This is a genomic window from Streptomyces kanamyceticus (assembly GCF_008704495.1).
In the GTDB taxonomy this organism is placed as follows: Bacteria; Actinomycetota; Actinomycetes; order Streptomycetales; family Streptomycetaceae; genus Streptomyces; species Streptomyces kanamyceticus.
On record NZ_CP023699.1, the window covers coordinates 10104545 to 10126956 of the forward strand.

General features: G+C 65.3%; 20 protein-coding genes and 3 pseudogenes. 12 read left to right on the plus strand and 11 right to left on the minus strand.

Translation table 11 applies throughout. The features are described from left to right. Positions 1 to 104: 104 nt before the first annotated feature. Positions 105 to 806, plus strand: a complete 702-nt coding sequence (locus CP970_RS43800) for an SMI1/KNR4 family protein (RefSeq protein ID WP_224059121.1) — start codon at positions 105 to 107, stop codon at positions 804 to 806. A 53-nt stretch (positions 807 to 859) separates the two neighbouring features. Here CP970_RS43800 and CP970_RS46135 read toward each other — a convergent pair whose 3' ends face one another. The 4 genes from CP970_RS46135 to CP970_RS43815 form a co-directional block, all read right to left on the minus strand. After that, positions 860 to 1378, minus strand: a complete 519-nt coding sequence (locus CP970_RS46135) for a transposase (protein ID WP_079043735.1) — start codon at positions 1376 to 1378, stop codon at positions 860 to 862. Beyond that, positions 1327 to 1746 (minus strand): transposase, encoded by a 420-nt coding sequence (locus CP970_RS46140; RefSeq protein ID WP_079043726.1) that lies wholly within the window; start codon positions 1744 to 1746, stop codon positions 1327 to 1329. Before CP970_RS46140 ends, CP970_RS46135 begins: the two co-directional genes overlap by 52 nt. A 64-nt stretch (positions 1747 to 1810) precedes the next feature. Continuing rightward, positions 1811 to 2221, minus strand: a complete 411-nt coding sequence (locus CP970_RS43810; RefSeq protein WP_063806157.1) for a hypothetical protein — start codon at positions 2219 to 2221, stop codon at positions 1811 to 1813. Then, the gene (locus tag CP970_RS43815) at positions 2221 to 3138 is read right to left on the minus strand and encodes a DUF6192 family protein (protein WP_150494722.1); all 918 of its coding nucleotides are present in this window, start codon (positions 3136 to 3138) and stop codon (positions 2221 to 2223) included. The genes CP970_RS43810 and CP970_RS43815 overlap by 1 nt, the downstream gene beginning before the upstream one ends. 569 nt (positions 3139 to 3707) lie before the next feature. Here CP970_RS43815 and CP970_RS43820 point away from each other — a divergent pair. The 7 genes and pseudogenes from CP970_RS43820 to CP970_RS43850 all read left to right on the plus strand — a co-directional run. After that, positions 3708 to 5333, plus strand: a complete 1626-nt coding sequence (locus CP970_RS43820; protein WP_157877753.1) for an nSTAND1 domain-containing NTPase — start codon at positions 3708 to 3710, stop codon at positions 5331 to 5333. Positions 5334 to 5579: 246 nt separating this feature from the next. After that, positions 5580 to 6675, plus strand: a pseudogene (locus CP970_RS43825) (DUF4037 domain-containing protein). Between the two features lie 237 nt (positions 6676 to 6912). Then, positions 6913 to 7230: pseudogene (locus CP970_RS43830) on the plus strand (hypothetical protein); the annotation flags it as partial. Positions 7231 to 7489: 259 nt separating this feature from the next. Further along, on the plus strand, positions 7490 to 7873 hold the full coding sequence (locus CP970_RS44555; protein ID WP_055550884.1) for a peptidase inhibitor family I36 protein: 384 nt from the start codon (positions 7490 to 7492) through the stop codon (positions 7871 to 7873). Positions 7874 to 7959: 86 nt separating this feature from the next. Further along, positions 7960 to 8838 carry a hypothetical protein gene (locus CP970_RS43840; RefSeq protein ID WP_150494724.1) on the plus strand — a complete coding sequence of 293 codons (879 nt, stop codon included), beginning with the start codon at positions 7960 to 7962 and terminating at the stop codon, positions 8836 to 8838. Positions 8839 to 8996: 158 nt separating this feature from the next. After that, positions 8997 to 9326: a peptidase inhibitor family I36 protein gene (locus CP970_RS46145; RefSeq protein WP_079043728.1), complete on the plus strand. Its 330-nt coding sequence runs from the start codon at positions 8997 to 8999 to the stop codon at positions 9324 to 9326. A 186-nt stretch (positions 9327 to 9512) separates the two neighbouring features. Beyond that, positions 9513 to 9890, plus strand: a pseudogene (locus tag CP970_RS43850) (transposase); the annotation flags it as partial. Between the two features lie 290 nt (positions 9891 to 10180). Here CP970_RS43850 and CP970_RS43855 read toward each other — a convergent pair. Next, positions 10181 to 10690, minus strand: coding sequence for a GtrA family protein (locus CP970_RS43855; RefSeq protein WP_224059123.1), 510 nt, complete (start codon positions 10688 to 10690; stop codon positions 10181 to 10183). Positions 10691 to 10880: 190 nt separating this feature from the next. On the opposite strand from CP970_RS43855, the gene CP970_RS43860 reads away from it, so the two are divergent. The 4 genes from CP970_RS43860 to CP970_RS43875 all read left to right on the plus strand — a co-directional run bounded on the left by CP970_RS43860 (position 10881) and on the right by CP970_RS43875 (position 13524). Next, complete coding sequence (locus tag CP970_RS43860) at positions 10881 to 11015, plus strand: lasso RiPP family leader peptide-containing protein (protein ID WP_107099006.1); 135 nt, start codon at positions 10881 to 10883, stop codon at positions 11013 to 11015. Between the two features lie 169 nt (positions 11016 to 11184). Beyond that, a complete protein-coding gene (locus tag CP970_RS43865) occupies positions 11185 to 12858 on the plus strand; it encodes an asparagine synthase-related protein (protein WP_276204657.1) in 1674 nt (557 codons plus the stop codon). Positions 12859 to 12886: 28 nt separating this feature from the next. Continuing rightward, the gene (locus CP970_RS43870; protein WP_240507404.1) at positions 12887 to 13099 is read left to right on the plus strand and encodes a lasso peptide biosynthesis PqqD family chaperone; all 213 of its coding nucleotides are present in this window, start codon (positions 12887 to 12889) and stop codon (positions 13097 to 13099) included. Between the two features lie 53 nt (positions 13100 to 13152). Continuing rightward, positions 13153 to 13524: a lasso peptide biosynthesis B2 protein gene (locus tag CP970_RS43875; RefSeq protein WP_317987197.1), complete on the plus strand. Its 372-nt coding sequence runs from the start codon at positions 13153 to 13155 to the stop codon at positions 13522 to 13524. Positions 13525 to 13555: 31 nt separating this feature from the next. Here CP970_RS43875 and CP970_RS43880 read toward each other — a convergent pair whose 3' ends face one another. The 6 genes from CP970_RS43880 to CP970_RS43905 form a co-directional block, all read right to left on the minus strand. Continuing rightward, a complete protein-coding gene (locus CP970_RS43880) occupies positions 13556 to 15001 on the minus strand; it encodes a glycosyltransferase family 39 protein (RefSeq protein WP_224059125.1) in 1446 nt (481 codons plus the stop codon). Between the two features lie 150 nt (positions 15002 to 15151). Next, positions 15152 to 16498, minus strand: coding sequence for a glycosyltransferase family 39 protein (locus CP970_RS43885; RefSeq protein WP_224059127.1), 1347 nt, complete (start codon positions 16496 to 16498; stop codon positions 15152 to 15154). A 697-nt stretch (positions 16499 to 17195) separates the two neighbouring features. Continuing rightward, positions 17196 to 18041, minus strand: a complete 846-nt coding sequence (locus CP970_RS43890) for a TniQ family protein (RefSeq protein WP_055550894.1) — start codon at positions 18039 to 18041, stop codon at positions 17196 to 17198. A gap of 104 nt (positions 18042 to 18145) precedes the next feature. Then, the gene (locus CP970_RS43895; protein WP_055550896.1) at positions 18146 to 19174 is read right to left on the minus strand and encodes a TniB family NTP-binding protein; all 1029 of its coding nucleotides are present in this window, start codon (positions 19172 to 19174) and stop codon (positions 18146 to 18148) included. Between the two features lie 74 nt (positions 19175 to 19248). Further along, positions 19249 to 21471: a transposase gene (locus tag CP970_RS43900; RefSeq protein ID WP_450262626.1), complete on the minus strand. Its 2223-nt coding sequence runs from the start codon at positions 21469 to 21471 to the stop codon at positions 19249 to 19251. Positions 21472 to 21524: 53 nt separating this feature from the next. Then, on the minus strand, positions 21525 to 22403 hold the full coding sequence (locus CP970_RS43905) for a TnsA-like heteromeric transposase endonuclease subunit (protein WP_317987182.1): 879 nt from the start codon (positions 22401 to 22403) through the stop codon (positions 21525 to 21527). Positions 22404 to 22412: the final 9 nt, after the last annotated feature.

Below are 22412 nucleotides of genomic sequence, written 5' to 3' on the forward strand. Positions count from 1 at the left end.
CGCTATGCCGTCGAGCACACCATGCGTCACGGCACGCCACTGCAGTGCTTAGAAGCTGCTTGTGAACCTGAGTCTTTAGCTCTGGGGATGCGGGTGCGGGCGAGGTGGGCACGCTCGGTGGCGAGCAGATTCAGGCAGGTGAGTTCAGAACTGGTCGTGATGGTGCTGCGAACAGATCTCGAATCCTTCCGTTCAGCGGCGCATTGAACTGGCATGATCCCAGGGTGACTTCGTCGATATCCGAGTCGTGGGCCCGTATAGAGGCTTGGCTTGTCCGGTATACGCCACGTACGTTTGCCGCTCTTGGCCCTCCGGCGGATCGCTCGGAGATTGCCGCGGCCGAACAGGCCATCGGGCAGCCGTTCCCCGAGCCCTTGGAGGAGTCCTTGCTGCGGCACAACGGCATGGAGCACTACGACCTGCTGCCACCGTTCTGGTCTTTGCTCGAGGTGCAGGGCATCACCAGGGCCTGGCAGACACGTATGGAGATCTACGGGGATGAGCTGGCGGGAGCGGAGGAAGGTGACCCGGACGGGGAGTACGGGCCGTGGTGGCATGGGCAGTGGATCCCCTTCGCCTTTGACGGCGCAGGGGATCACCTCATCGTGGACCAGCGCTTCTCTCCTCGCCGTGGACGGATCGGCGAGGCCGATCATGAAACAGGATGCTCCTTCTCGCGCCACCCCATGTGGGCGTCGCTCCCAGCTCTCCTGGATGCGACGGCCACGGCTATGGAGACTGGCGAAGCGGTGGACGGTTACCTGCCTGTCGCAGTCGATGAGGACGAGCTGGACTGGGAGTTCTAATGCTCAGGCCGCTGCCACGGCCTGAGGGCCCGAGCCTTTGCCGGTGGGGCGGGTCAGCCAGTCATCTCGGTGAGTGGGCGCAGGCGGAGGGGGCGTCCAGCCAGGCGGATGTGCTTCGGCTGGATGGTGGGGATGGGCGGAGGTTTCGGTTCGCGCCAGCGTTCGGGAACGGGCCGGGCCAGGCGGGCCGTGGTGAGGGAGATGACGGTCCACGCAAGGTGAGCCTCAGCGTGGGCGATGAGGCGTTCGTAATCGCGGCAGTGTCTTCGGGCGCGGACCAGCCACGAAATGCTGCGCTCCACCACCCAGCGTTTCGGCTGGAGGACGAAGCCTTTGACCTGCGGCCGGTTGACTGTCTTCAGGGTGAGTTGGAGTTGCTCCTGGGCCCAGGTGACGAGTTTGCCGCCGTAGGTGGAGTCCGCCCAGACCAGGGTGATTTGAGGGTGTGTCAGCTTGAGGCGGACGAGGAAGTCGCGGGCGGCGTGGGCGTCGTGAACGTGAGCGGGAGTGACCATCATCATCACGGGGGTGCCGCGCAGGTCGACCGCGAGGTGCCGCTTCCTTCCGTCGATCTTCTTCCCGGCGTCATAGCCGCGGGTCGCTTTCCCACGGTGGCATCGCCTTTGACCGACTGAGAGTCGACCACCACCGTGACCGAGCGCGGGTTCTTGCCCTCTCTGATGCGGGCCTGCTCGTGGAGCCGGGCCATGACCGAGACGGTGACGCCAGCACGGTGCCAGTGGCGGAAGAACCCATAAACCGTCCAGGCGGGAGGGAAATCCGCAGGCAGAGACCGCCACTGGCAGCCCGTCCGGTTGAGATAGCGGATGGCATCGACGATCTCGCGTCTGGGCCACCTCTCAGGCCGCCCGCCCTTGCTGGTCTGGCATGCGGGGACGGGAAGCAAAGGCTCGATCAGCGCCCACTCGGTGTCGGTCATGTCGGAGGGGTAACAACGTTCGCGCACGTCAACACGCCAATCAAGGTCGGGGGCGGATGCCGGGTCAGCGTTCGATGCGGATGATGACTTCGAGGGAGGCGCGGATGCCACCGAGCTGATCCAGGACCAGGCGGACGAAGTCGTCACCAGGGGCACGCTTGGCGTGGGGTGTCATGACCTCGTCGATGGCCCGCGTGATGTGCCGCATCTCGGCGTTGAACAAGATGCGCTCGAACGCGATCCACACCGCGGGGTCTTCCGACAGCTGCCAGCCTGTCGTCCGGCTCCAGGTGACCGGCGGCAGGCCCCACTTCGCGGCGGACTTACGCAGGAAGTTGATGCCGGAGCGGACCTGGGAGACGGTCCGGCCGGTCGACTCACGCAACTGGACGGTGGTGGCACCGGCAGGACGGGCCTCGATTAGCGCGTCGCGGACCGCTTCGGCGTGAATGTGCGCCGGAACTCCGTGTGGCATCACTGGCCTCGCAGCAGTTGCGCGAGAGCATCATCCAGATCGCCCTTGCCGGTTGCCACCGCGCTCTCGATCCAGTCACAGGTCGCGCGGATCTTCTCCAGGACCTGCTCCACGCTGGTGTGCTGCTTGCTGGTGAACTCCTGCCCGCGCAGCTTCGGTACCAGCCTGGAAGCGCCCGCGACGAAGCCGTGGCACACACCCATCAGGTCGTTGAACTCCATTTGCCGGTGCCAGGCCCGCACCACAGTCGCCGGATCGGCCCGCAGCACATCACTGTCATCGTCCTGGCTGTCCTCGCAGGCCAGAGCCCGCTCGTACTCCTCGTCCAGGCCGTCGTCGTCCTCGTCGTCCTGGCCTACTCCGGACTGCTCAAACTGGATCTCATTGACCATCTGCCGGGCATCGCGGTCACGCATCGCCACGAAGGCGACCTCTCGCCGTTTCAGCATCCCGGTGATCACCTGGCACGCGACTGCCTCGTCCGGAACTAGATCAGCGACCGTCTCGACCTTCTCCGCCACCGTCGAAGGAGTGCCACTCGTCTTCCAGCCGACCGCCTTCCTGGCCGCATCGCCGTCCCAGCACCGCCGCCCCGTGCGCTCGTTCACCGGCGGGTCGGCTATCAGCGCGAACGGATCATCGGCCGACAGCAGGATCTTGTGGACCTCCCATGCCACCGAGGCCACCCGCCGCTCAGCCGGCCACCGAGAAGCCACCCACCGGTACGTTTTCACCGTCGACAGGGACAGGCCCACCTCCTCAGCGAAGATCCGCAACGACTCCTCCACCCGCGGCCCGTCCTCACCCACCGGAAGATGCCCACCGTGCGCACGGACCGGCTCGATCTCCAGCGCCGCGTCCCCCACGCCCCACTGGCCTGCGGAAACAGCTTCCACATGGCGAAGCGAGCAGGCCACCAACTCGTGGTAACGGCTCGCGGCAACATTCCCGACAGGCGACACAGACACGAGGGATCACCACCCACCAGCAGGACGGAGCTCGCGCCACACCGCCAGCGAAACGGACTCCGCCCCGCCACTACCCGCAGAGTCCGCGCCCACCAGCACAGATCACCAGAGGCGACCGGAAAACCACTAAACGGACACCCCAAGCCGCCCGCGGGCGACCCCTCACCGGCCACTACCGACCGAACCAGAACCAAACCCGACCCACACCCCAACTACCCCTCAAAACAAGGAGATTGAAAGCAGCTTCTTACTGAGCGTTCGGCGCGGTGACTAGTGTTTGGTTCCACGCCAGTTGGGGTGATTTCACCGATGGCGCGGCGTCAAAGACCAAGCTAGTCCTGCTCGGTGTGGAGACGGGCCTCAAGGTCGGTGGCCCACCCAAGGGCAGTGTTGGACGATGACAGGCGTGGCCTTATGGCAGTGATCTCGATCGCTGGCCGACGACTTGCCGGGTAGTGAGTGAGCTGGCGTGGCAGTTGTCCTGGAGACAGTGCGTAGCGCGGATAAGGGGGAGTGTTGTGGGGCGCCGAGAGAAGGCACTTGATCCTACTGAAGGGCCGGTTCAGCGTCTGGCCCATGATCTGCGGCAACTGAGGGACGAGGCGGGTAGCCCTGCGTACCGCGAGCTGGCCCACCGAACTGGCTATTCGGCGCCGACTTTGTCCGAGGCGGCGGCAGGCCGGAAGTTTCCCTCCTTGCCCGTCACGTTGGCGTACGTCCGCGCCTGCGGCGGCGATGAGGAGGAGTGGGCTCAGCGGTGGCAAGTAGCGGCCGACGCCCACGCGCAACAGAGCGCTCATGGCGATGACGAAGCGGCGCCGTACCGAGGACTCTCCCGCTACGGAACGGGTGATCAGCACCTCTTCTTCGGGCGCCAGCCGGAGGTCGAGCGTCTGGCACGCATGATCGCCCAGCACCGCTTCGTTGCCCTCGTCGGTGCTTCGGGCAGTGGTAAGTCGTCGCTGTTGCGAGCGGGACTTGCGCCTGAACTTCAGCGCAGCGCCCGTGACTTCCAGCTGAGGGGCATTAGCATCTGTACCCCTGGGCCGGATCCGGTACATGCACTGCGTTCCCTCCTTGCTCTGCCTGGCCAGGACGGCAAGGAAACTATCCTGCTGGTGGACCAGTTCGAAGAACTCTTCACGCTCTGTCAGGACCCACAAGAGCGTGGCGAGTTCATTGAGCTGCTACTGACCGCGCAGGCGGAGAAGAGTTCCCTGCGTGTCCTGATCGCAGTGCGAGCCGACTTCTACGGGCATTGCGCCGACCACCAAGCCTTGGCCAACGCGATGAACAAGGCTCATTTGCTGATCTCAGCGATGTCGCCGGACCGGTTGCGCGAGGCGATTATCAAACCGGCACACCAGGCTGGACTCCTTGTGGAACGTTCAGTGACCGATCAGATCCTCGAAGAAGTCACAAGCGAGCCCGGTGGCCTGCCGCTGATGTCGCACACACTGCTCGAGGTCTGGCGTCGCCGCACCGGCAGGCGCCTGACTCTCGCTGCCTATGAGGCGATTGGCGGTATTCGTGGAGCGGTCGCGCACACCGCTGAGAGTGTGTTCACCGGCCTCACCCCGGAGCAGGCGGGCGCCGCTCGCGCCATGCTGCTCAGGCTGGTTTCTCCAGGAGAGGGGTCTCTGGACACCCGACGCCCGGTCCCCCTAGCCGAGATCCAAGTCAGTGAAGCACAAGCCGCGGTCCTGGAGCAGCTCATCTTGGCCCGGTTGTTGACGATCGATGACGACAGGGTTGAGCTCGCCCACGAGGCGTTGATTTCCGCATGGCCGCGGCTCAACGGATGGGTGGATGAAGAGCGTGAACGGCTGCACCTTCACCGACGTCTGACTGAGGCGGCGCGTACATGGAAAATCCTCGGGGAGGACTCTGGGGCTTTGTACCGAGGCGTACTCTTGAGCGTGGCGCGTACGGAATTCACGACGTCCAAGAACGAACCGACGGGAACACTCAACGATCTCGAAGCTGAGTTCCTCACGGCCAGCATCGCGGAGCATGACCGTGTAGCCGTGGAAGTGGCGCGCACCGCTCGGCGCATGCAGATCCTGATGAACTTGATCATGGTGCTCGTAGCGAGCGGGCTCAGCATCTGGGTGATGTGGTTCTTCAGCCGTGAGCACCCGTGAGAGTTACTCGATGAGAAGCCGTCCCGCTTCCTCGACTGTCCGGCACGTGGCTTGATTGTCTGCTCGTTTGCTCGTTGGTTGGACGTGGCTAAGACATCGTTGGATCTCGTGGAGAAGCTGCGGGAGAAGTTGAAGCACACGTGCGGCAGGTGCGGCCACGGTCTCGGGCCGCATGACAGACTTGATGCTTGCCGAACGGGGAAAATCTTTCGACCGACCAAACGCTGATCCGGCACCCTCTCCAGCATGACCACGCAGTCCTTCATCCCTGGACTGGAACTTTCGCACCGCTTCTACCTCGAAGCCGTACGGCCTTTGCTGGACAAGGCCGCCCCGGGGGTTACGCACTCCGCCGCCCGCCTCGGTGGCGGCTCGGAAGTCCTCGGATTCGACACCGCCCGCTCCGCTGACCACGAGTGGGGACCCCGCCTACAGATCTTCCTGCGCTCGCAGGACGTCACACGCCACGGCACGAGGATCACAGCACTGCTCTCCGAAAGCTTGCCGAAAACCTTCCGCGGCTACCCGACGCACTTCGCCCCCATCGGCGAAGCAGGCATCCGGGTCATGCAGACAACTGAGGGACCAGTCCACCACCGAGTCGAAGTCACAGACCCAGGCGCCTGGTTCACCGGGCAACTGGGCTTCGACCCGCGTACCGACATCACCCGGGCGGACTGGCTGGCCACCCCCACTCAGCTCCTCGCCGAGGTCACTGCGGGTGCCGTCTTCCACGACGGACTCGGTCAACTCGCACCAGCCCGCGCCAACCTCGACTGGTACCCCCACGACCTCTGGCTCTACCTACTCGCCTGCCAGTGGCAGCGCGTCTCCCAGGAGGAAGCCTTCGTGGGCCGCTGCGGCGAAGTGGGCGACGAACTCGGCTCCGCTGTCGTCGCCCGCCCGCCTGGTACGCGATCTGATGCGGCTCTGCCTGCTCATGGAGTGCCGCTACCCGCCCTACAGCAAATGGCTCGGCAGCGCCTTCGCCCGCACTCCCCAGGCACCCGCCCTCACCCCGGTCCTCACTGCGGCCCTCACCGCTACCGACTGGCACACCCGCGAGCATCACTTGGCCCGCGCCTACGAGGCCGTCGCGGCCACACACAACCAGGTCGGCCTCACCGACCCTGTTGACCCCGCCACGCGGCCCTACCACACCAGACCATTCCAGGTCCTGCACGCCGGACGCTTCACCGCGGCGCTGAGCACCCGTATCACCGACCCTGACATCAGCTCCCTGGCGACGATCGGCGCAGTCGACCAGTTCGTCGACAGCACGGATGTCCTCAGCCATCCGGAACTGACACGCGCCGCCACCAACAGTCTGCTGTTCCCTTGAGACCTCCGTCGCAAAGCCACGCAGAGAGCGAAGCTGCGCGATCTAGCGGGTCAGCGGTGCGGGGGCAAGGCGGACGGTCCAGGGACGAAGCCTGATCCGTACTGGTCCGACCGGCGGGGAAGGTGGGGGTTTGGGTTCGCGCCAGTCGGCGACGGGTTTCGTCAGCCGACGGGTCATCAGCGCCATGGTGGTCCAGGCGAGATGAGCCTCGGCGTGCCGGGGGAGCTTTTCGTATTACGTTGCGGCCCGCGACGCTCATGGCCCGGCAAGCTGCACGGGGACAAGGGCTACGACTACCGCCACCTGCGGCGATGACTCGCCTCTCGTGGCATCCGCCACCGCATCGCTTGCAAGGGAATCGATTCGTTCCAACGCCTGGGCCGGTATCGCCGGATGGTGGAACGGGCCGTCTCCTGGCTGGCCGGCTGCCGACGTCTGCACCGCCGCTACGAAGGCAAGCCGGAACGCCTTCTCGCCTTCACAGCCATCGCTGCACCCTCGTTTGGCGCCGCAGACTGGCCTGGCCAAGTGAAATGGCGTCTTAGCCAACCATGATCCGGAATTCAGCGATCCAGAGTGTGTAAGTAGCCTGCGTATGCCCTGGTCGCGCGCCTCGCCTGGCTTTTGCGCCACCTCAGGAGCGGCTGTCGAATCCGGCCATCGATGCCATAGATCGTTGACGCAGTTGAAATATTCACCTTGGATTACCTGTAGCAAAAAAAGATTCCGCAATTTCTCACCTTTGGTGAGGGCGCATGTTATTCGCGTTGCGCCATTGCGTGATCACCGACCGCGTGAATCGAAGAAGGAGAAAATGATGCGTAGAGGAATTATCGCTGGAATAAGCTCCATCGCGCTCGCCGGTGGCGCGCTGCTCGGCGTCGCTCAGACAGCCACTGCGAGCGAGACGGGTGCTCAGGCCAGCTACCTGTGGCTCTACCAGCACGATAGCTACGGCGGCAGCAGCAAGAACTTCTCCGGTGACGACCGGTACCTCAGCGACACTTACTGGAATGGCACATCTAGCAAGGTTGACAACGGCGCCAGTTCGATGAAGAACCAGACCAGCCGTGACATTGTTCTGTGGCAGGATAACGGCTGCTCCGGCGACCAGTACTTCGCGAGGCCGAACTCCTCCGACAAGGACTTCAGCAACAACAACTTTGACAACAAGGCCAGCTGCGTGGACTTCCGCTAAATCGCGTGTCGCGGGTGATGCCGGGACCTTTTTCGGCACCACCCGCCCCTGCGAGGTCACCTGCTGGATCGGGTGCGAGGTAATTCATGGAAAAGAGACACGCGACCCTGTCACTCGTATTCCTTATGCTGGCAGTGAGTTGCTCGGCCGAGACCTCCACTCACGCCGGGAGCGGGCAGGCGGAGGCTCCGAAGCCGACCAAGCAAGTGCTCAAACTGGTCTTGCCGTTCGACAAGTACGAGCTCACTCAGCAGGACTCCTACGCGGTAGCGGAAGCTCGCGACTTCCTCATCAGGGAGTGCATGAAGAAGCGTGGCTACGAATGGAATATTCTGCATTACCCGTCGCGCGTGGACGAGATAAAGAACCGTCGCCGATATGGTGTCGTTGAGATTCAGGTGGCGCGAGACTTCGGCTACCATGTGAACTCGGCGATCCTGTCCGGGGAAACCGACGTCCCACGTCAGCATGACGAGCGAGAAAAACGTCTCGGCGGTGACGGAATAAAGGCCGCATACAGCGAGAAGAGTGGTTGCGGATACAAGGCTAATAGTATTCTGGATGAGGGTGGGGGGAGCGTCAACTATCACCTCTTCAATCGCCTTAGTTCTGAACTCCTCATCAAGGCGAAGAGGAATTCGGAAGTTGCTCGGGTTACCCGCAGATGGGCGAAGTGCATGCGTGGCCATGGATACACCTACACGACGCCAGGTGAAGCGATAGGCGACCCACGATGGTGGAAAAAGAAGTCGGACAAAGCTTCATCTGTGGAAAAGTCGGTGGCGGTCGCCGATGTTCAATGCAAGAGTCAGGAAAAACTGGTTGAGGCGTTGTTTGAGGCTGAGGCGAGGTTACAGGAGCAGGCGATCAAGCGACATGGTGCGTACTTCAGTAAGCTCTCGGCTGCGCAGGTCAAGTACCTAGGCCGTGTCAACGAAGTGATCAAGGTGAAGGGTGCGCCGTAATACGCCCCACGCAGCGGGCCCCGCTTAGGTCGGTAGCGCGATAGCTGAATAGAAGAATTGGATACTATTCGTTCAACGCCACCCCGACATCTGCAGAGATAAGGAGGATTAGCGTGAGATGTGCGATAGGCTCACTCGCTGTTATACTCTTGACCAGTATGCTATCGGTAGGAATTGCGGCGCCTTCCTTCGCTCATGAGGGCATAGAAGCGGGTGCACTTACCGTCTACAAGGACACTGGCTTCAGCGGAGGCTGGCATAGCTTCACTGGCAGTGACGGCAACCTTGAAGACAACAAGTGGAACGATGGCACTGGATCTGTCAACGACAGCATCAGCTCCTTGAAAAACACTTCCTCGCACACGGTCCTCCTCTGTACGGGGGCGGGGTACACCGGTCCGTTCATCACAGTGCGCCCTGGCCAGGCAGTCAGCGAGGTAGTGAACGACGCGCTGCGAGAGCACATAAGCTCGATCAAGTTCCTCTAGCTAGGGGAATCCTCCCTACCCTTCTGCCTCTGGCTGAGCCGTGCCCGAGGCCCCAGAATGTCCTCAGCCGTGTACACCCCACATCCAGAAGACGCCCTGGCCGGTGAGGCTGCTACTCATCGGTTAGTGCCGACGGCCCGCTGGACTGCCGATTCACTCGACGGGATCATGCGAGATAGTTGCCAGATGGCGCGAGAGCTGGTTGAGAGACTGGTGCCGAACAGCCTGTGGGCACTGTTCCTACAGGTGGTTCCTGCTCCGCCGATACGTCCACAGGGCGGAGGGAGCCGGCGCCGACATGGAGATCGTGAAGTCTTGGCCGTGATCGTCTTTGCCGCCACATCAGGCTGCTCATGGAATCAACTGCCGTCCGCGTTAGGGCCGTCGGGGGTCACCGCGTTCCGCCGGTTCACCGAGTGGTCCGAAGCCCGCGTGTGGACCAAGCTCCATCGCTTGGTCCACGATGAGCTCGGTAGGGACGATGAACTGAACTGGTCGCGGTACGTCACGGACTCATGTCGGCTGCGCGCGAACCATGACTCGGCCGAGGAATCATCCCCCACTCTGACAAGGTGATGCCGCGACGGCCCCGCCCATCTGCTCCCCCCGTGGCGGATGGGCGGGGCTCACTACCGCCTCTCCTAGACTCAGGCCAGCCGATCAGCCATGGGGCTTCGGCATCCGCGGTCGGGGCGTCGTCCACCCGGGTCGGCGGGCCGCCGGTGTTGTGGACCGCTCCAGGACCAGAACACCGAAGCGACGTCCTCACGCCCGATCCGCCGCCAGCGGCCCCCCGCCCACGTCCAGAAAGCATCCTGCGCCGAAGGAGACAACTGCCGCGCCCACCAGTTCAGTCAGTCACGCCGGGGTCGGCGAGCCAGAACAGCTGCCGGTGCGGATGGATAGGAATCGCTGACGCTTTGGGGCTGCTTGCGGAAAACCCATTTGCGATAGGCCCAGAAGCGGAAGCCACTGGCCAGCCCGAGACCGACAACATTCTTCGCAAGGTTGTCATCCAGAGGTGAGGTGTACCCGAAGCCGTAATGCGAAATGGCGAGCACGCCATTCTGAATGATCATGCCAATGCCGCTGAACAGTACAAAGAGCGCTGCCTCTCGGGCGTAGCGGTTCTTGTCGTGATGCCGGTAGGTCCAGTAGCGATTTCCGAGGTAATTAACGCCAATCGCCACCGCATTGGAGATAACTCCGGAGCGGACTGTTTGCAGGTGTAGAAAATGCAAACATAGGTTGAATACGGCCGTGTCCACCACCCAGCCGACCGCACCTACGGCGCCGAATCTTCCTGCCTCGCCACTGACTCGCTGTAGCTTCTGGCGCACTGCAACTAATCCGGTGCTGGTCAACGCGCGTACCTTATCCATATCGACGGTCTTGTGGGTCCATGCTATCTGCACACTTTAGCTCGCACCACGAGGTTTCCGGCGTGGCTGCATCCTTCTCCGTAAAACTTTTGGCCAAAAACGACCTGGAACAAGTGATGTAGATGTTCGTAGGTTGAAGGTGATCATTTCAGCCAAAGAAAGGGGATCCATCATGGAATCACAGGTTCACGAGGTACTCCCTGAGCCGTACGAGCCGCCGGCGCTGATTGAAGTCGGCGAGTTCTCGGAGGACACGCTGGGCTTCGGCAGCAGGCCGCTGGACAGCTTCGGCCTCAATATCCGCTGAGGCCAGACCGTTGCGCACTGGGTTCATAATCACGCCGGACGTACCTGAAGCCGAGGCATTTCGCGACCTCCCCATCGGGGCGCCGCAGCTAATCCCTCACCTGTCGGGGCGCCCGTGGATCGTTGGCCACTGGGCGTCAGACGAGGTCGTTCGAGCGCAGGTGGGCCCAGTGCAGGTGGTGGTGATCGGGCACTGCCCGGTCACCACCGAACGGCTCGCCACACTGGCTGCCCGGGTACGCACCCCGTCCGATGTAGACGACCTGGCGCGGGCACTGCCCGGCAGCTTCCACCTAGTTGTGTTGATTGATGATCAGCTCAGGGTTCAAGGCAGTGTCACCGGCTTGCGCCGTGTCTCTTACGCCTATCTCCAAGGGATGCCCATTGCCGCCGATCGCGCCGATGTGCTCGCCGACCTGACCGGGGCCGACGTGGACCAGGACATGCTCGCCACTCGAGCCGTCTGCGGAGGCATGCTGCCCTCCCCGCTACGCGACCACAGCATGTGGCGCGGTGTCTATACGGTGCCGCCCGACCACTTCCTCCTCCTCAAACGGGACCGGACCGCGCGCGAAGTGTCCTGGTGGGGGCCGCCTGCCCCTGAGCTGTCGCTGGAACAAGGCGCTCCCACTGTGCGGGCGGCTCTGATCACTGCCACAGCCGACCGGCGCCCTCCCGAGGGCCGCCTCAGCGTGGACCTCTCGGGCGGAATGGACTCCACGTCGCTATGTTTCCTCGCCGCGCACCACGTTCCTGACCTGCTGACGTTTCGGTGGGGCGAAGCGGAAGAGGGCAATGACGACGCTCATTACGCCACTCATGCGGCACGATGCCTACCTCAAGCCGACCACCTTGTAATGCCGCAGGCCAAGCTGCCCGCCATCTTCACCGACCCTGCTGCTCCAGCCGATCCCGAGCAACCCTACTTGTTCAGCCGCACCCTGGCCCGTACTCGGCACACCGCTCTGAACCTGGCCGCCCACGGCTCCCGGCAACACATCGCCGGACACGGTGCCGACGAACTCTTCTTCAAGTTTCCCGGGTACCTCCACCGGCTCCTGCTGAGGCACCCTCTTACTGGCCTCCGGCACCTGCGCGGGCACCTTGCAGTGAGTCGATGGCCCCTGTCCGCGACCGTGCGCGAACTGACACGAGGCGGCGACGTCGCCTCGTGGTGGCGCGCCCAGGCAGATGAGCTCGCTGCACCACTAGCTGATCGTTTCCCGCCTATCGGCTGGGGCTTCTCGCCTCTTCGCGCCCAACCGTGGGTTACAGATGAGGCGTTGGACGCCACTCGACGAACACTGCGACGCACCGCGGATCAGGTGCGGCCTTTTGCTGAAGACAGGGGACAGCACCAGTTCCTCCTGGCCTTGCGTACCACCGCGCCTGCCTACGCGCAGATGGGCCGTATATTCGCTGAATCCGGCGTTCGCCTTGAGATGCCCTACCTTGACGACCGCGTCGTTGAAGCCGCTCTAGCGGTGCAATTGCACGAACGCGTAACGCCTCTGCGTTACAAGCCACTTCTTGCCCAGGCCATGCAGGGTATTGCGCCGCCCGTAGTGTTGAACAGATCCACCAAGGGTGACTTCGCGGAAGACCTCCGCGTCGGCCGGCGTCGCAATCTTGCAGCCCTGCTGGAGGTGTTTGCTGAGTCGGAACTCGCCCGTCATGGCCTGATCGACACCGGCATGCTGCGCGGCGAGATCCTCGCACCTCAGGCAGACAACACCAAGAACATCGCCCTTGAACACCTTCTCGGCTGTGAAACCTGGTTCCGCACTGCCACAACTCGACACACAAGCTCCCGGAGAAACGATGTCCGTAATTCTGCCTCCTGACGTTTCCACGGTCGACACGGAGGACGGAATGGTGCTGCTCAATCAGCGTACTGGTCGCTACTGGCAGCTCAACGCCAACGGAGCACAGACGCTGCGCCGCCTTCTTGACGGCTGCACCATCGAAGAGATCGCCTCTGGCATTGCTGCGCGGCACCAAATTGCCCCCGACCAGGTCCACAACGACATCACTCGGGTGATCGCACAATTACAGAAGGCCCACCTGTTGGAGGCCAGCCGGTGAGCATTCCCGCAGCGCTGCCTGAGCGTCCTCGCCTGCCATTTCGCCGCCGGATCGTGCCACTTCTGGTTGTCGCCCTTGCGCGCATACTCGCCAGGGCCCGTCCACACCGGCTCCGAAGAGTGATGGAGCTGGCGCGGCGTCGTGCCGCACCAGCCACCGCCGACCAAGCCCTCTCCGCCCGCCAAGCCGTAGTGGCAGTGAGCATGCGCTGCGCCGGAGAGGCATGCTTGCAGCGCTCGATAGCCGCCGCGCTCCTCTGCCGGACCAAAGGGTTCTGGCCCACTTGGTGCACTGGAGTGCGTACGAGCCCGTTCGCCGCCCATGCATGGATCGAAGCCGAGGGAGAACTCATCGGCGAGCCTTACCCACAGGGTCACTACCAGCCGATCCTCACCATCCCTGCCTGTCCAGCTTCCCACTCCTAAAGGGTCTGGCGTTGCGCCGTGGCGGACCCGTTTACGCCTGCCCGCACTTGCCGGGGCGGGCGTAGACGACGAGCTGAGCACCGCGTAATCTCGTCCGCTCACACACCTGGAAGTCGGCCGTGAGTACCCTCCGCTTCACCGCCTCTTGCCGGTCCAGATCGATCGGCTGGCCTGCGGGATCGGACAGCGCGAGGATCCGGTCCGAGGCCAGAATCTGCCGACGGATGCCAACTGCACTGAGCTCAGTGCCTTGCAAGGTGCGTGAGGCCGCAGGAGACTCAGCGAGCGCCAAGTCGTTCAGTCGCTGATATACCGACGAATGCGACATCAGCCACTCGCGACGCCGCGCCGGCATGAACAGCACTCCGTCCCCTTCACGGGCGTCGCGATCGACGGCCTCAGAGATGGCCACGACATCGTCCTTGCGGCTCTCCGGCATCCGCATGAGAAGCGACCACGGCAGCAGGATCGCCACTGCCGCGACGATCGTCAGACCAGCGACTCCAGCCCGCCAGGGCCGAGCGAGCCGTTGACAGCGCCTGATCGCCAGATCCAAACCAGCTCCCATGAGCAGCGCGAGCCCCGCCATGGTGTAGAGGACGTAGCGATCGACGTACCACGGCTTCACGAGAGACACCGTCATCAACAGGCCCGTTGGGATGGTTAGCAGGGTGGTCGCGAAGACAACCAGCGGGCGGTCTTGGGCATCGAGGGCTGCGGTCATCCGGCCACGACGAAGCATCCACGCAAGGAGCAGTCCGGCTCCGGAGACCGCAGCGAAGTGCCACCATTCGGTCAGGCTCGGGCGTCCCAGCCAACCCAGTTGCCGTTCTGACTGCCCAACGCTCGCCACAGCCAGCGGAAGCAACCCTCCAAGTACGCCTGCACTACACCTGGTCCACCGACGCCAGATCGGACGTGCCGTGCGCAGTAACCAGAGAGCGGCCCCGTGCGCGGCAAGTGTCAGCGCGGCGAACTCATGGAGCCACCCGGCCAGGACGAGGGCACCGGTGTACGGCCACCACCAATGGCACTGCGGTTGGGCGAGGGCACGCACGAGGAAATAGGTCGCCCAGACGACAGCCGCGTACACCATGGCGTACGAGCGGCCCTCCTGGGCGTACTGCTGCACCATGGGCACCCCGGTGGACACCAGCCCGGCTAGGATCCCGACGCGAGGGCCACCCAGTCGTGCACCGAGCGCTGCTACTCCTGCAGCTGCCACCGCCGCTGCCACCACCGAGGGCAGCCTGAGGGCGAGGAGTCCGCCGTCCCAGATGCTGAAGACCGCGTGCATGACGAGGTAGTACAGGCCGTGCACGGCATCGATGTGCCCGAGCAGAGCCCAGATGTCGCCCAGGGACCGATGTGCTACTTGGTAGGTGACGGACTCATCCCGCCACATGCTGTTCTGGCGTTCGATTCCCCACAATCCCACGGCTAGAGCGGCCGCGAAGGGAAGGACGATCGGAGCCACACGCCGCAAGGTGCGGTGAACTGGCGGCGCGACGACGGCCTCGGTGCTGTCAGCGGAACACGAACTGCCGACCATCTGCTGGCTGATGATGTCCTCCCCGATCCGATGAACCTCTGCTGCTGCCGCGACTGGGCCGTGTGGGGCCGTCGGTCAGCACTTCCCATCACGGGCGTGCACCTCAATGCGGGCGGTCCGCAGTTCTCGGCTGCTGCATGTTGCAAACCACTGCTCCAACACGCGCGGTTTGGTTCTCTCACCCGCGGTTGACTCCGCCCCCTCACGCACTGGATCACGCAGCACCACGACGCGTGACACACGCAACATGCGGTGCCGAATTACTGCGGGAGACGCTTCAGTGCCATAGAGAGTGCGGGAGGTGCGAGGTGAGGCGGCCAGAGACAGGTCAATGAGCCCGAGCGATTCAGGTGTTCGCTGAAGCAGCCACACCCGCCGACTGCCAGGCAGAAAGAGCACCCCGTCGCCGGGGCTGGCCACCTGCGCCACTGCACGGGAGATGGCCGTGACATCGTCGACACGGCTGGCCGAGCTCCGCAGATGCGTCGCCACAGGTACCTCTACTGCCAAGACCGCGACGGCCACCGCTACTAGGAACACACCTCGGCGGCGACGCGGAACGCGCCACAGCACATCGACTGCCGCTCCTGTCAGCAGGGCCAACCCGGTCTGGGCGTACAGCACATACCGATCGACATAGAGGGGCTTCACCGCGGATACCAGCAGGAGCATCGCGGGCGGTACGACCAGCAGGGGCAGGGCGAGCGACGGCAAACCGAGCGAGGCCGACCGCATGAGGTGCTTATGGGTGTTGAACCAGGTCACCAGCGTGGCACACGCAAGTCCGACGACGGCCAGCAGCACGAACCCCGTCGCATCACCCGTGACGGATACCTCGATCCAAGCGACCTGCTGAGACTGCCGCATGCTCAACAGCACCAGAGGCGTAGCGAGAGCTACAGAACAGCAGGAGGCTGCGATCCAGGCTCTGGCCACCATGCGCGGCACGGGGGCGACGAGCAGCGTCACGCCATGCGCGACCAAAGCCAGAACGGCGAACTCGTGCAACAGGATCGACAGTAAGGTCAACGCCGCGTAGGCCGCCCACGTGGCTGAGCGGGGACGTGCGCAGGCCTGTAAGAAGACCCATGTGGCGGCGACCACCAGCGCCGTCACCAGGGCGTAGGAACGGCCCTCCTGAGCGTAGCGCTGTACTGGGGGCAGAAGGGCGAACACGGCGCCCGCCACCAATCCGCACCTCGGGCCCGCAAGCCGCCGGCCAATGGCGGCAACACCGGCTGCGGTGCACGCCATGGCGATGACAGATGGCAGCCGGAGTGCGACGACGCCGCCCTCCCACAGGACGAATACGCCGTGCACCAGCAGGTAGTACAAGCCGTGAACGGCATCGGTGTGGCCCAACGTTGCCCACAGCACGGGCAGCGGTCGGTGGGCCATGTCGTACGTGACGGCCTCGTCCATCCATAACGAACCCTGCCGCTGGATCCCCCACAGTCCGCTGCAGAGGGTCAGGACAGACGGGATGACGAGATCCAGTCGCCGTGCGATGCGGCCCTGCGGACGCGGCGCCGTCAGGCGGATGACCGGAGGCGATCCGGAGACAGGGCGGAACGACTGCGAGACAGGAATGGCGAACCAGCTTTCATCGGTGTCAGTCGATCTCGAGCTGACCCAACCAGCCCGTTCGTTGATGGGCTGCCCACCCGCAAACTGCCAATCAATTCAGTTGGTCGGCTGCCCGGTAGCGATTCAGTTCGCATTCCGCCCCTGCGAGGCCGCTGGCCTGGGCCGCGGGAGAATCGATGACAGGGCGTGGGGAGGGGCCCTCCCGTGCACACCCCCACGGTGAATTGGCTGGTCGAGCGGGCGTACTTCAATGCCACCCACCGGCGTGACGGTGTGACGGAGCTGCAGTTCTGCAGTAGTGGGGCTGCTGTGGCCTGGTGTTCCGTTGGTGGGCTTGGGATTTCGGGCTGGGGCGGGTGTGCTGTGAGGGGCCGGGAACGGGCTTGGCAAGGGGTGTTCGGTTTGGTTGTTCGGGGTGGTGGTCTGGGGTTCTGTAGTTGGGTGGGATTGATCTTGGGTTTGTTGTCGATGGAATGGTGCGTCGAGAGGTAGCAGCCGGGGTGTAGTTGTGTGCGGTGCCCGTTGTTGCTGGTCAGCGGCGTGTATGCGTGAGGTAGGTGGCCAGTGCGTCGCTGGTGGTGGGGGCGAACCGGGAGAGTCCGAGGCGGTGCCCGATCGCGGTGAGGGCCTCGCTTGGACGCTGTGTCCGGTAGCGGGGGAGTGCGGCGAGGGCGCGGGCGAGGATGACGGTTTCGGGGTAGATCACGAGATCACGGGCCAAGAGCACGGCTGAAGCGTTTCCCACACGGTCCAAGTGCATGTTCAACACGCTCAGTTGGTTCAGCCGGTGGTGCCACCGTTCGGTCAGGTGCTGCTGCTGGTCGTACCAGCGGGTGGTGATCGCACGTGCCGTCATCCAGGCGCTTTTGCCGCGGGGGTGTCGTAGCAGCCGTCTATGGGAGTGGTGGGCCGTGACCAGTTCGGGCACGGTTTTGGTGTGGACCGGGATGTCGAGCCTGGGGTCGGGGGCTGCCTGGTGGTGGCGGGGGCAGACCAGTTGGTGCCAGGGCCGGTGGACCCATGCGGCCCCGGTCGTGCCCTGGCTGTGGCGCCGTGTGCACAGGGTGCAGGCGGCCACGGGCCGGTGCAGGGCGTCGAGAGGCTTCCAGTGCGCGGTCGGCCCGGGGCCGGGGCTGCCTGGATGAGGCAGCCAGGGCAGGGCGTGGGTGAGGTGAGCCATCGGGATGCGGCCCAGGATGGTGATGTGGTGGGCGGCTGCGGGGGAGAGGGCCAGTTCGGCTGTGGGCGGGGTGCCGTGTCCGTTCAGGGTGATGCCGCAGCCGTCGAGGAGTTGGGACAGCGTCAGTCGGTAGATCCCGGCGAGGCGCTTCAGGTAGGAGGCGGTCGCTTCGTACGGCAGGGGCCGTACCCGGAACACGCCCGCGGCCGGGGGCAGGATGTGGGCCCATGCCCCAGCTACGGGTGTGCTGCCTCGCGCAGTATCGGGCGCGGCCCTCCAAGGGGCTGCGAGAGCGGTCTGGTTCACCGGGAGCCGGATCTGGTCGGGACCCGGGGCCGGTAGTGCTGTTCGGCGAGGTGGTCCAGGCGGACGGCCTCGAGGGTGACCCTGGTAATGCGTTCGGTGCCGTCCAGCAGCGCGGCCAGGGCCGCTTGCTTCACCAGACGCGCCAGGGATCCGATCCGCCCGGCGGTGCGGGCGTGCAGGTACGGTGCCAGCCGCACCAGACTCCCGGACCGGTGGTGGCGTAGGTCGAGTGCGTTCTCCAGTGCCCGTACCAGGTCCTTGAACGGTTCGTGCTCACCCTCACGTGCGGGGAAGGAATCGCAGTCGACGAGGCTGGCGCGTGCGGCGAGCTGCTCCCCGCGTACCCCCGTGAACAACGGCGTGCTGGTGACGTCGATGCCCGCGTACACGAACGTCGCGCCGATCCGCTCGGTGAGGTCTTTGAGGAGATCGGCGCTCTGGGCACCGGTGGTGGTGCGAGGGTTGAGTCGGTGGATCTCGTCGATCATCACCAGCCGCACACCCACCTGCGTGTACGTGTGGCAAACGCTGTTGACGACCTGGGCCTGGGACATCCGGGCGGTGGCGGGGATGCCGAGGTAGCGGGCGAACTCCAGCGCGAGAGTCTTGGCACTGGCGGCGGGCGGCACCAGCACGTAGGCGACCGGGACCTGCCCGCCCGCGGCCGACTCGCCCTGGCGCCTCCTGCGGGCGAGGTGGCAGGCGCGTCCGACCTGGAGCAGCGCGGTGGTCTTCCCGGCCCCGGCGGGGCCGGTGACGATCAGGGACGGGCGTGCGGTGACCTGTTGGTGACGGCCCAGCAGCATCAGGGCGCGTACCTGTGTGGCCAGCATGTCGATCGCCGGGGTGCGTACGGTGACGAACTGCGAGTGGTAGGCCAGGCGTTCGGCCAAGCTGCGCGCGGGCGCCCCGGGCCCAGGAGGAGTAACGACGGGTGTGGTGGCGAAGCGGGCGAACCCGTCCCACACCGTTACTGCCCCGGCCTGCGCCTGTCCATCGCCGTCCGCGACGTCCTCGGTGCTCACTGCAGAGTCCGCTGGCCGGTGCGCGGCCGATGTGGCACCGCTTATCGACGCCTCTCTCGTGTCCCTAGGGTTGTTCACCACTGCTCGGCCTCCGCTTCGGCATCCCACAGCCCGTACCCGTCGCCACGGGCATCAGCTGCCGCTGTGCCGGTGTTTGCTCCCTCCGGCGCACCCGCGCCGGTCCTGGCCGTCGTCTCCGTGGCGGCAAGGTCGTCCAGGCTCTCGCCCTCCCATTCCCACCCTCCGCCCGGCCCTCTCTGCATCGTTCTTTCGCCTCCTGCCGGGTCTGCCACGCCGTCCTGCACGGCACGTGGCGCAGGGGCAGGCTCTCCAGGCTGGCGGTCATCCGGGGCGGCCGACTGTCGTGGTGCCGGCAGACCGACAGCGAGACCCTCGAACACGGCCGCGGGGCCGGGTGCGGTGATGGGGCTCTTGCGACCCCGTCGCTTCGGGGGCTTCCCCGCGCTGGCGCGGGTGCGGCGCAGGAGCTGGTCGAGGGCGTCGGCGAGGTCGGCCTCGTGCTGTTCACGGTCGCCACGCTGGGCGACTTCACCCTGGACGTGGCGCCACATCTGGTCGTTGAACGGCTGGTGGACGTGGTCGCGGTGGATCCACGGGATCTCATGGAGCTGCTCGTCGCTCAGACGTACCCAGAGCTGCCGGGCGTCGTGCGGGTTGTAGTGGACCTCCCACTTGCCGTCCTTGACCACGGCGTCCGAGCGCCGGCCTCGGTGGGGGTCGAGGACTTCGTGGTCGTAGGTGCGGTAGTCGATGCGAATGCCGCGCTCGGTCACCGGCTGCCACCGTACCGGCAGCAACTCCAGCCAGTCGGCACCGGTCAGCGGCACAGGCACGTACCCGCACACGGTGATCAGAGCGGCCCACATCTCGTTCGGGGTGAGCACCGTCTTGGCCAGCACCGGGTGCCGCAGGCCCTCGTGCGGCCGGTTCTGCCAGCAGACGATCCACTCATCCAAGAAGTCCTGCAGCTGCGGGATCGTCCACTGTGCCTCCGCCATAGTGTCCCGGCCCCGGCGCAGCACACTGGACCCGGTATGGCCCGCAACGTGCTGGCAGAACAGGTCGTTGATCGAACCGAAGGTCCGCTCCATCACACCCTTGGCCTGTGGCCGCCGTGGCGGGGCCGGCTGCACGCTCACCCCGAGCGTCTCGCACGCGGCGACGAAGCTCTCGGAGACATAGATTTTCCCGCGGTCCACGACGATCGTCTCCGGCACGATCACCGGGCGGGCCGCCGCCCCTTCCAGCCGCTCGTCCAGGGACAGCATCCGCGCATACGGCACCTGCGCCCGCGACAAATGCAACGCTGCCGGCCAGGTGGGCCTCGCCGGACGGGGAACCGCCATCTCCGCCAACAACAGCGCCGCATCCACAGCCTTCGTGCCGTGAGGCCGCAGCACCGCCGCCAGGATCGACCGTGTCGCCACGTCCACCGCGATCGAAAGCTCAGGACGTCCCAGGCTTCCGTCCTCCAGTACGGCCATGATGTCCAGCCGGGTGGTGTCGATCTGGACCTGCTCCCCGGGCCGCAACACCACCGGCGCCGCGGGCCCCCGTCCCGGCGCGGTGGCCGTCCGCGCCCCGTACCCCAGCCGATCCGCCGGATCCGCCAGCACGCTCACCAGCCGGTAGAACGACGACCGTGACGGCATCTCCACCACCCCGCGCCCGTGTGTCTCCTCCAGGATCTGCCCGACCAGCACCTGCAGTCCCTTCACCGTTCCCTTCGAGCGGCCCCGCTGCTGGCGCAATCCCTCCAGCACCGCCGCCACCACCCGCTCATCGGCATAACCCGTCAAAGACCGGCCACGCGAAGGCACCGTGCGCTTATCAACCAGCCCCCACAACCCCTGCTTGCGGTACACGAGCCGCATCTTCTGTACTGTCAGACGCGTCACCCGCGGAAACCCGAGCGCTGTCATCTCCTTCGCCTTGGCCGCCTCCCGCTGTGCCAGCGTCCACCGCTCGGGGTCGTACTCCTCCCGCATCACCTGCCCCTCGCGGCCACCCTCGGGATGCGGCCACCCGGTCTCCACCTCCCGGATGTGCGGCAGCCACGCCAACGCACGCTGTTGCTCCGCCACCGGCACCGTCTCGAACAAACCCCACTGCGGTACCGCATCCGCCGCCCGCGCACCTACCACCCCAAAGCCTGGATCGGCGAACAACCGGTTCAACAGCAACGACGTATCCGCGCCGCCCTCGTCCAGCAGAGACACCTGTTGCCCCCGCAACGCGGCCACCTGAAACGTCCGCCCCTGGTAGACGACGTGCACACCGACCTCCACCACCGGACGCCGGCCCTTCCCCTTACTGCCACCCACCGCGCTCACTCCCCACCCAGCATGTCGATCCCCGCTTCAGATCCACGTCCCGGGCCACCACCGGCAGGCACACCCACCAGCGATCCGCCATGCAACGGCTCATCGAGTCCCGTCACCAACTGCCCCGACCACAAGGCGTGATAGATGGCAGGCAAGACCTGCAGCGGATCACCCACCGACGCCGCCCCCTCGAACAGCGGCCGCGGCACGGCGAACGCCTCGGCCACCGCAGCCTGCAGCCCGGGTGTCCGCCGGTACCGGGGGTGGCGGTACCCGGCCAGCCACCGCAGATTCCCGGCCACCACCGCTGGCGGCGGCTCCAGCCGCCGGTACGCCCACCCCACCCGCGCACACGCCGCCTCCAGCACGACGCCTGCCCGCTGCGCCCGGGCCCCGCCGGAGGCCGGACCCGAGGGGCAGTCCGCGAACAGCCCGGTGCCGTCGGCGTACCGGGCGAACACTTGCGGCACCCACGAGTGCACCCGCCCATCCGTCTCATCCCGCCACACGAACCGAGCGGGCCGCCCCGCCAAGCCGGTCACTGCCGACTCCCGGTCCAGCAGCATCAGCTGCGTGCGCATTGCGGCCGACCCGTGCACCACATGCCGCCCGGTACTCGCCGACCACCACCAGCCCGGACCCCACGACGCTCCGGCACCACCGGGAACGCCGACACCGGCGCCAGTGCCTCGAACCGCACCGATGTGACCGCCTGCTCCCACGACAACTGCGTCACTTGTCCGGCAGGACTGCTGAAAGCGACCTCCACGCCCGAGCCCCTCCCCAGCAGCACACCGGCCACCACACGTAACTCCGCGCCCTTCACGCCGGACAGCCAAGGGCGTACCCGGCCATGCACATCCCGCGAACACCGCCCGTCCCACTCAAAAAGG

Bases quoted from the DNA above. Each gene is read 5' to 3' on its own strand.
- CP970_RS46140 (WP_079043726.1), bottom strand. From the start codon at position 1,746: ATGACCGACACCGAGTGGGCGCTGATCGAGCCTTTGCTTCCCGTCCCC.
- CP970_RS43810 (WP_063806157.1), bottom strand. From the start codon at position 2,221: ATGCCACACGGAGTTCCGGCGCACATTCACGCCGAAGCGGTCCGCGAC.
- CP970_RS44555 (WP_055550884.1), top strand. From the start codon at position 7,490: ATGATGCGTAGAGGAATTATCGCTGGAATAAGCTCCATCGCGCTCGCC.
- CP970_RS43840 (WP_150494724.1), top strand. From the start codon at position 7,960: ATGGAAAAGAGACACGCGACCCTGTCACTCGTATTCCTTATGCTGGCA.
- CP970_RS46145 (WP_079043728.1), top strand. From the start codon at position 8,997: ATGCTATCGGTAGGAATTGCGGCGCCTTCCTTCGCTCATGAGGGCATA.
- CP970_RS43860 (WP_107099006.1), top strand. From the start codon at position 10,881: ATGGAATCACAGGTTCACGAGGTACTCCCTGAGCCGTACGAGCCGCCG.
- CP970_RS43870 (WP_240507404.1), top strand. From the start codon at position 12,887: ATGGTGCTGCTCAATCAGCGTACTGGTCGCTACTGGCAGCTCAACGCC.
- CP970_RS43885 (WP_224059127.1), bottom strand. From the start codon at position 16,498: ATGGACGAGGCCGTCACGTACGACATGGCCCACCGACCGCTGCCCGTG.